We start from the raw sequence: 1356 nt of genomic DNA on the forward strand, positions 1-1356 counted from the left end.
TATCCGTCGGACATGACGGACGCGGAGTGGGCGACCATCCGACCGTTGCTGCCGGTGCCGGCCTGGCTCCAGGGGCGGGGCGGGCAGCCGGAAAGCTATTGTCACCGTCAGATGCTGGACGCGATCCGCTACCTGGTCGCGGGCGGGATCTCTTGGCGGGCGATGCCCGCTGACTTCCCTGCTTGGGGCCGGGTCTACGCCTTCTTCCGCCGCTGGCGCGAGCAGGGGCTGATCACCGAGTTCCACGACCGGCTGCGAGGGAAGGTCCGTGAGCGCGAAGGCCGTGAGACCGAGCCCACGGCGGGGATCATCGACGCGCAGTCGGTGCGGGCCGCCGCGACGGTGCCGGCCGCCTCACGCGGCTATGACGGCGGGAAGAAGGTGCCCGGGCGCAAGCGGCACATCGTGACCGACTGCCTCGGCCTGCTCCTGGTCGTCGCGGTCACCGCCGCGAACATCGGCGACCGGGACGCCGCCGTGGGCCTGCTGACCCGACTGCGCCGCCTGCACCGCGACATCACCCTCGTCTGGGCCGACGGCGGCTACACCGGCTCCATCATCGACTGGTGCCGTCAGAAACTCGCGCTGACCTTGGAGATCGTCAAACGCACCGACGGCGTGGCGGGATTCGTGGTGCTACCCAGACGCTGGGTGGCAGAGCGTACGTTCGCATGGCTGATGAACTCGCGCCGCCTGGCCAGGGATTACGAAACACTGCCCGCTACCAGCGAGGCGATGATCCGGTGGTCGATGGTCACGCGGACGGGCCGGCGTCTGGCGCGGCCGCAGGCCGCCGGCCGGCGCTGAAAATCCCCGACGTCTCCTGCAGCAGCCACCCGCGCTCCGCCAGGCGCCTGGCCTTCGAGCACACCCCCTCGACCTTCGCCGGCGTCGCCTCAAGACCCAGCCCCACCGCGATCTCCCTGGCCTTCAACGGTCCCTGGCCCGCCGGGGCCCGCTCCTCTACCACACCCAGAATCCGCTGGTAGTCCGACGTCAGCACCGTCACCGGCAGCCCGTCCCGCCACGGCGACACCGTCGAGCCCGGCACCGGCACGGGCGATGGCGCTGCTGCCCGCTCGGCCTCGGTCCCGGGCTCGCTCACGGCAGTCGTCCCGGCCACGGAGACGGCCAACGCCTCGACCAGCTCCTCCCGCGCGATCACCCGCCGGTCCAGCTCGATCTCCGCGACCTCCAACACCTCAGCCAACCGCGCGGCTTCCTCCCGCAGACCTTCCACCCGCACCCGGGCAGCCGCCTCCCGCTCCTCCAGCATTCCCAGCACCAACGCCACCGCGCACCCCTCGGTCATGAAGTGGACACAAGACGCCGCATCCCTCCCTCACCCCGAGCAAA

General features: G+C 71.1%; 2 protein-coding genes. One reads left to right on the forward strand and one right to left on the reverse strand.

Annotated features, from left to right (window positions below; translation table 11 throughout):
- Window positions 1-807: IS5 family transposase (locus E1265_RS36245; protein WP_243741365.1), on the forward strand; the 807-nt coding region annotated here is incomplete at its 5' end.
- Here the strand turns inward: E1265_RS36245 and E1265_RS36250 are convergent.
- On the reverse strand, window positions 755-1312 hold the full coding sequence (locus E1265_RS36250) for a hypothetical protein (protein WP_132935178.1): 558 nt from the start codon (window positions 1310-1312) through the stop codon (window positions 755-757). The two genes, E1265_RS36245 and E1265_RS36250, sit on opposite strands and share 53 nt — an antisense overlap.
- Window positions 1313-1356: the final 44 nt, after the last annotated feature.

The organism is Streptomyces sp. 8K308, from assembly GCF_004348315.1.
Taxonomy (GTDB): domain Bacteria; phylum Actinomycetota; class Actinomycetes; order Streptomycetales; family Streptomycetaceae; genus Streptomyces.

What these genes read in the sequence shown, in the direction of transcription:
- E1265_RS36250 (WP_132935178.1), bottom strand. Translation starts at nt 1,312, where the DNA reads ATGACCGAGGGGTGCGCGGTGGCGTTGGTGCTGGGAATGCTGGAGGAG.